Origin of the sequence: Psychromonas sp. Urea-02u-13 (genome assembly GCF_002835995.1) — a bacterium.
GTDB lineage: Bacteria > Pseudomonadota > Gammaproteobacteria > Enterobacterales > Psychromonadaceae > Psychromonas.
The window spans coordinates 1-7,387 of sequence record NZ_PJBZ01000127.1; the positions used below are offsets into that span (position 1 = coordinate 1).

Genomic DNA, 7,387 nt, shown 5'->3' on the forward strand with positions numbered 1-7,387 from the left:
GCATTAAATCTTAACATACTGCTAACTTTATTTAAAAATGCTAATATAAAATAATAGCGTAAATAATCCACCTCCCGATAATAGGGAGTGTCTCTACCAGTATTACCTCGCTATTGATGAAGAAGATTTAAAATCTGCAGGAAAACGAATCGTAAATGATGTGCCTTTACGCAATACTGATTTGCATTTTATGGTGCCACCTAATTGGTGCACAACAAGGTTATACACAATACTCATGCCTAACCCACTGCCCCCATTCCCACGCTGAGTCGTAAAGAAGGGTTCAAATATTCGACTAGCAATATCCGCTTCCATACCCTTACCATTATCAGAAAAACAGAGCTCGACTTGCGTGCCTTGATAGGCAACTGAAATATCTATTTTTCCTTGCTTACCCTCATCAAAAGCATGGATCAGTGCATTCATAACCAAATTAGTCACAATTTGTGCGATTGCGCCCGGATAAGTATTGATTAAAGGCTCATTATCGGATGTGCCCACCACGATCGTAATCTCTGTTTTCTTAATTACCGGATGCAAGCTGAGCAGTAATTCATCAATATATTCACTCGCTTTAAAAGTACGAATTTCATCACTACTTTGATCAACTGCAACCTGTTTAAAACTACTGATTAAATTAGCAGCTCTGTCTAGATTTGATAATAATAAGGTGAAGCTTTCGATGCTTTCCACACAATATTTATCTAAATCAGAGCGCTTAAGTTGACCACTTTCTATTTTTACTAACAAAGATTTGGTTTCATCTTGTAAATAAGACCCTAGCGTCACACTAATGCCTAAGGGCGTATTCACTTCATGTGCAACACCACTCACTAAATTCCCTAATGAAGCCATTTTTTCAGATTCTACCAACTGATTTTTTGTCTCTTCCATTTCATGGATAACCACTTTTAACTGCTCTCGTTTTTCAAAGAGCTCTAAAGTACGATTAGACACTTCTTTTCTTAATGCTTTAACAAACACCTGTTTGCTTTTAGATTGTTTGAACAGGTTATAAAGTAAAAATGCAATAAGCACTAAAAAAGACAGAGTGGTTAAACTCGCCCAAACATAATGTCGTGTGGTATTAGAGGCAATCGCTTCGATACTACGGGGTTCTTGTAACGCGAAAAATTCACTGATGCTACGCTCTATATTTCCTTTTTCAAGTAAATAATCTTCGCTATAAAGTAATGCGCTTGCCTGTTGCTGAGCCGCGCTATTATTATAATTTCCACTGGCGAGCCCCTTTTCTATTGCTAAAAAGGCTTGAGATTCACTCTTCGATAGCACCATAGAAGCCCTTTTGACTTGCAACAATAAAGTCATCTCTTCTGCTGGTAATTTTAGGTTTTCGATTAATTGCTTAAATGATTTTTCTTCTGTCTTCACAGTGGGCTTAACATGACTTTTAGGCATCAGCATATCCCAGTAAACTTGATGATGATGCTGCTGTTGAAACTGCTTACCAACACGAAAAGCTAATGCCTCATTGTAAAGTTTAAAATACTTCACATCACCGGTCATTGCATAACTACGCGACATGAGTGTGAGTTGATCTGAGCGTCGATGTAATTGTGTCGCTAACAAATAAGTCTGATAACGATGTTCATCTTCATGCTGTGCATGACGCAAACTTTGATAGGTGAAATAAGTTAATAAAAGTGAGCAAAAGCAAAAAGCTAATGATAATAAAGCGGAAGGATAAAGTAACAATATGCTTGGCAAGCGTTTTTCTTTGATCGGTAAACTTGCACGCATAATCTCTCCAAAAAGTTTAATACTATGTTTATCTTAATAGCATAATTTACTACCTACTATTTTGCGTTGTTATAAATGTTTCATTTTTAAAAAAGATAGCGAGATCTCATTTTGAAATGCACGATGAAGATGCCTGCTTATAGTAATAAAGATGGCACAAGTGTAAATGCCACCTTGATAGAAGAAACTCATGTGTGGCCGTAAACGTTTTAGTTAAATAACTTAATTTTCCATCTTTGAATCAACCACTAAACTCAACAAAAATAGTGACAATTAAATGAGACAGGGAAATACAAAGCAGAAATCGTCATGTCTCTTAAGTTTCAACACAACTAATAAATGCATGAATCAAAGGCTCTTGTAAGCGTTTTTTATTACAACAAACACCAAGATCAAAAGACTGAATCGATGATTCACTTGAGATCTCTTGTACACGATCTCGAACAGGGCTATTTTCGATAACCACATCGGGTGCAATACCCACCCCACAACCTAGCGCCACCATGCTAATTAATGCTTCATGACCGGCCACCGTGGCATAAATATGTGGTTTTCCCACTTTAAATTTACGGAACCAATTATCAAAACGGCGTCTAACAGCACCATGTTCAGGTAAAATAAAGGGGATCGTTTTCCAGTTAACACTCTGCTGATTGACCTCAGCTGTCAATGCACAGGCAATTGAAGGCGCAATAATAGAGAGTGGGATCTCCGCTAACTTTTTAAAATGTAACCCCGCAGGAAAGCTATCTGGATAAGCGGTGATCGCAAAATCGACTTGCTCTTGCAATACTTGATCAACGGCGATGGCACTATCGCCGGTATTCAATTTTATTTCTATTTTTGGATGAAGCTGTCTAAAGCGATCCAGAATAGGTGGCAAGTGACTATAAGCGGCCGTCACTGAACAGAATAAGTTTATCTGCCCTTCTAATTCACTTTTTGACTCTTTTAATTCACGTTTTAGTACTTCCCATTGATCTATTTGCTTAAGGGCATATTGTTTAAATAGATTACCGGCATCGGTCAATACCACAGAACGATTATCACGCACTAAAAGCGCAACACCGAGTTCATCTTCGATACGCTGAATACAGCGACTTAATGTTGATGGGCTGACATGTTTGGCTTGTGCCGTTTTACTAAAATGCAAACTGTGACTGAGATGTAAAAATAGCTTTAACGATTTAATATCCATCTACTTGTCACCCGACGTTATTATAGGTAAGCATTTATCTGCGCCCCACTCTGTCCATGAACCATCATAGACAGTCAGGTTTTTATAACCACATAATGACGCCCCTAGCGCTAAAACACAGGCAGTGACACCCGAGCCACAACTAAAAATGACATTGTGCTGTTTATCTATTAATTGCTCATATAGAGGTTTTAATTGCTCACTAGAACGCATTTCTCCATTTTCAATTAAATCACTAAAAGGCAAATTTTTAGCTGTTGGCATATGCCCGCTACGTAACTCAGCACGCGGTTCGACAACCTCACCCAAGAAGCGATTTTTAGCACGTGCATCTATTATCTGAGAATGTTCATTATCAATGGCACTTAATACAACGTGTTTATCTGCGATGAAATCTGCTTGATAGTGGGCAATAAAGTCACCTTTATCTATATTACTTTTTAACTTGCCTGGGCTTGTTGCTAACCTTTGCTCTTTCCAACTAGTTAAACCTCCGTTTAAAACGGCAATATTATTAAAGCCCATGCTTTTAAACATCCACCAAACACGTGGACTCGAGAAAATACCTAAACGATCAAATACCACCAGACAGCTGCTTTGATTAATACCTAATGCCTGTACCGCCTGTTGAAATAATTCAGCACTAGGCATCATATGCGGAAGTGCACTGCTTGGATCGCAAATACTTTTATCAAAATCAAAATAGCGCGCACCAGGAATTGTCTCTGCAGACCATTCTGTTTTGCCATCTCGTTTTAGTGCGGGCATAAAGTAACTGGCATCTAATAATATAAGCGAGCTGTCATTGATATTTTCTGCCAGCCATTTAACCGAAACAAGATCATTAGGAAGTGTTAATAAACTCATTGAGTTAGCCTCTCTTTAATTTTCAATCTGTACGCAAACGATGTTTCATAATTTGCAACGTAGTGTTGCTAATATATCATTTTGCGCAATATAAGTTATACGTTATAGTGCATTTCATAAACTTTATCTCATTAATTACACAACAGGAGCATGTCAAACATGGCTAACTACTTTAATACACTTCCTTTAAGTGAAAAACTAAACCAACTAGGTCAATGTCGTTTTATGGATCGTAGCGAATTCGCTGACGGTTCTGAAGCATTAAAAGGCAAGAAAGTAGTTATCATCGGTTGTGGCGCACAGGGCCTTAACCAAGGTCTAAACATGCGTGACTCTGGTCTTGACGTTTCTTACACACTACGTGCTGCAGCAATCAAAGAGCAACGTCAATCGTGGAAAAATGCAACAGAAAACGGTTTCACTGTTGGTACTTACGAAGAGCTAATCCCAGAAGCGGATCTTCTATGTAACCTGACTCCTGACAAACAGCATACAGCTGTAGTTGGCGCGGTTATGCCTCTTATGAAAGAAGGCGCTACACTCGCTTACTCTCACGGTTTCAACATCGTTGAAGAAGGTATGCAAGTACGTGAAGACATCACTGTAATCATGTGTGCACCTAAATGTCCTGGTTCTGAAGTACGTGAAGAATACAAACGTGGTTTCGGTGTTCCAACACTAATCGCTGTTCACCCAGCAAACGATCCACAGGGCCACGGTCTTGTTTGGGCAAAAGCATACGCATCTGCAACAGGTGGCGATCGCGCTGGTGTTCTTATGTCTTCTTTTGTTGCTGAAGTTAAATCTGACTTAATGGGCGAGCAAACTATCCTTTGTGGTATGTTGCAAACTGGCGCAATCTTAGGTTACGAAAAAATGGTTGCTGATGGTCTTGAGCCAGCATACGCTTCTAAACTAATTCAATTTGGTTGGGAAACAGTAACTGAAGGCCTTAAATACGGCGGCATCACTAACATGATGGATCGTCTATCTAACCCTGCTAAAATCAAAGCATTCGATATGTCTTTAGAACTTAAAGCTATCTTACGTCCGCTATTCAACAAGCACATGGATGACATCATTGAAGGTGAATTCTCTGCAACTATGATGGCTGATTGGGCTAACGATGATATTAATCTTCTTAAATGGCGCGCAGCAACTGCTGAAACTGGTTTTGAAAAACAACCAGCTGGCAACATGGAAATTGATGAGCAAGAATTCTACGACCACGGTATCTTCTTAGTAGCAATGATCAAAGCGGGTGTTGAGCTTGCATTTGAAGCAATGACAGCATCAGGTATCATCGATGAGTCTGCATACTACGAGTCTCTACATGAAACTCCACTTATCGCTAACACAATCGCACGTAAGAAACTTTACGAAATGAACGTTGTTATCTCTGATACTGCGGAATACGGTTGTTACTTATTCGACCACGCTGCTAAGCCACTACTTGCAGATTTCGTTAAAGCGCTAAGCCCACAATACTTAGGTTCTGCTCTTGAAGTTAAATCTAACTCTGTAGACAACGCACGTTTAATCGAAGTAAACGAAGCGATTCGTAGTCACCCTGTAGAAATCGTAGGTAAGAAACTACGTGGCTACATGAAAGACATGAAAACTATCGTTGAAGCTTCTTAATAACGAAGTTATTAGCTGTCAGCGTTCAGTTGTCAGCTAAAAAATATTGTTAAGCCAAGGTTTTACCTTGGATTTTTTGTGTCTGTAGTTTAAATAAGAAACTACATTGCGATGTTTACAAGACGAAAGACAAAAAAACTATCGTTGAAGCTTCTTAATAACGAAGTTATTAGCTGTCAGCGTTCAGTTGTCAGCTAAAAAATATTGTTAAGCCAAGGTTTTACCTTGGCTTTTTTGTGTCTGTAGTTTAAATAAGAAACTACATTGCGATGTTTACAAGACGAAAGACAAAAAAACTATCGTTGAAGCTTCTTAATAACGAAGTTATTAGCTGTCAGCGTTCAGTTGTCAGCTAAAAAATATTGTTAAGCCAAGGTTTTTACCTTGGCTTTTTTGTATCTGTTATTTAGTAAAAACCACATGCGACATTTACAATACGAAAGACATGAAAACGATTGTTGAAGCGTCTTAATTAAAGCTATTAGCTGTCAGTTGTCAGCTAAAAACGATTGTTAAGCCAAGGTTTTTACCTTGGCTTTTTTGTGTCTGTAGTTTAAATAAGAAACTACGTTGCGAACGTTTACAATACAGAAGAGATGAAAACTATCGTAGTGCCAGAAAATAATAAAGATTGATCACTTACAATAAAATTTGTTTTGAGAGCGTGTTTATTCGACAATTTATGCTCCTTTGGAGTGCTGGAAAGCTAAAGCGCTTTCGCCCCCAAAGCGACTTAGAAACCTATAAATCGCTTTGGGCCGAATATTACTCAGCCACAACAGTATCACTTTAAATTATCTTGAATAGATTTTACGTATTTTCATTTCAATCTCCAGTTAAAAGAATTAACTCTTAGCTGGGCTTAGTCGAGTCAATTAACCGCGTACTAATATAAAAGGTAGCGAAGCAATACAAATAAACTAAAGTTAATCAAAGTGGGGCTTGGAATTTAATATTGAACTTGAAACATACTCAATGAGGCACGAAGACAATATGAAAATTTTTATAATTAATTTTTTTACTATGGTTTTATATTCCCTAATATTTTTTAGCCCACTCTGTTTAGCTGAAGAAAATCCAGAATCCATGGAGTTTTGCTATATGGATTTTGATAAACGTCCTTACTGGAATGTAAAAAAAGAAGGTTTAGACCTTGATTTAGTCAGAAAGGCTGGTGAAGAATTAGGAGTCAAAGTAATAGTAACCCCTATGCCATGGAGACGTTGCCATAAGAACCTAGGGTCGAATAATATTTCTGGGCTGATTGGATCATCATTTCAGAAGTCTCGTATGAAAATAGGGCAATATCCCTTAAAACCTAATGGAGAGCTGGATAATAGCTTTGCACTACACGTAGATGGGTATACGTTTTATAAATTGAAAGGAGATCCTGTGTATTGGGATGGGAACCAATTAGTTGGTCTCACAGGAAGAGTTGGAGCAAACTCAGGTTTCTCAATTGTAGATAAACTTAAAAATAAAGGGATCAAAGTTTACGATGCCGCAAAAACAACTGCACAAAATTTTAGCTTGATGGGTATAGGTAGGTATCAAGTCATTGTCGATAGCGGCATTCGAGCAGACTATTTCATAAAAACTACACCAGGATTACAATCAAAATTTGAAAAAATTCATAAACCATATGACAGAAGTGGTCGATATCTTATTTTCTCTCATGGCTTTTATCAGAAGCATCCCATTTTCGCAGAGAAATTTTGGATTACAGTTAAAAAAATCAGAGAATCCGAAGAATTCCAAGAAACATTGAAGAACGCATTAAAATAATTCCACGAGAGGTTAAAATAAAAAGATCTCAATCTTCCCTTTCAATCAATTTTAAATGCCCCTAATTCAGCTGTAAGTGTGGTAGTGCAGTGATTTTAAGTAAAACAGGACATCCCTTTCTTGATTCGGCGATAT

At 37.9% G+C, this 7,387-nt stretch carries 5 protein-coding genes; 2 read left to right on the forward strand and 3 right to left on the reverse strand.

Features of this window, described 5'->3' with window-relative positions; translation table 11 throughout:
• Nucleotides 1-102 precede the first annotated feature (102 nt).
• The 3 genes from CXF74_RS20040 to sseA form a co-directional block, all read right to left on the reverse strand.
• A complete protein-coding gene (locus CXF74_RS20040; RefSeq protein WP_101084297.1) occupies nucleotides 103-1,761 on the reverse strand; it encodes a sensor histidine kinase in 1,659 nt (552 codons plus the stop codon).
• Between the two features lie 316 nt (nucleotides 1,762-2,077).
• Nucleotides 2,078-2,959 carry an HTH-type transcriptional activator IlvY gene (gene ilvY, locus CXF74_RS20045; RefSeq protein ID WP_101084298.1) on the reverse strand — a complete coding sequence of 294 codons (882 nt, stop codon included), beginning with the start codon at nucleotides 2,957-2,959 and terminating at the stop codon, nucleotides 2,078-2,080.
• Nucleotides 2,960-3,826: a 3-mercaptopyruvate sulfurtransferase gene (sseA, locus tag CXF74_RS20050; protein WP_101084299.1), complete on the reverse strand. Its 867-nt coding sequence runs from the start codon at nucleotides 3,824-3,826 to the stop codon at nucleotides 2,960-2,962.
• 159 nt (nucleotides 3,827-3,985) lie between these two features.
• Here sseA and ilvC point away from each other — a divergent pair, with 159 nt between their 5' ends.
• Together ilvC and CXF74_RS20060 are read left to right on the forward strand one after the other, a co-directional pair.
• On the forward strand, nucleotides 3,986-5,467 hold the full coding sequence (ilvC, locus tag CXF74_RS20055) for a ketol-acid reductoisomerase (RefSeq protein WP_101084300.1): 1,482 nt from the start codon (nucleotides 3,986-3,988) through the stop codon (nucleotides 5,465-5,467).
• A gap of 942 nt (nucleotides 5,468-6,409) precedes the next feature.
• On the forward strand, nucleotides 6,410-7,252 hold the full coding sequence (locus CXF74_RS20060; protein ID WP_101084301.1) for a substrate-binding periplasmic protein: 843 nt from the start codon (nucleotides 6,410-6,412) through the stop codon (nucleotides 7,250-7,252).
• Nucleotides 7,253-7,387: the final 135 nt, after the last annotated feature.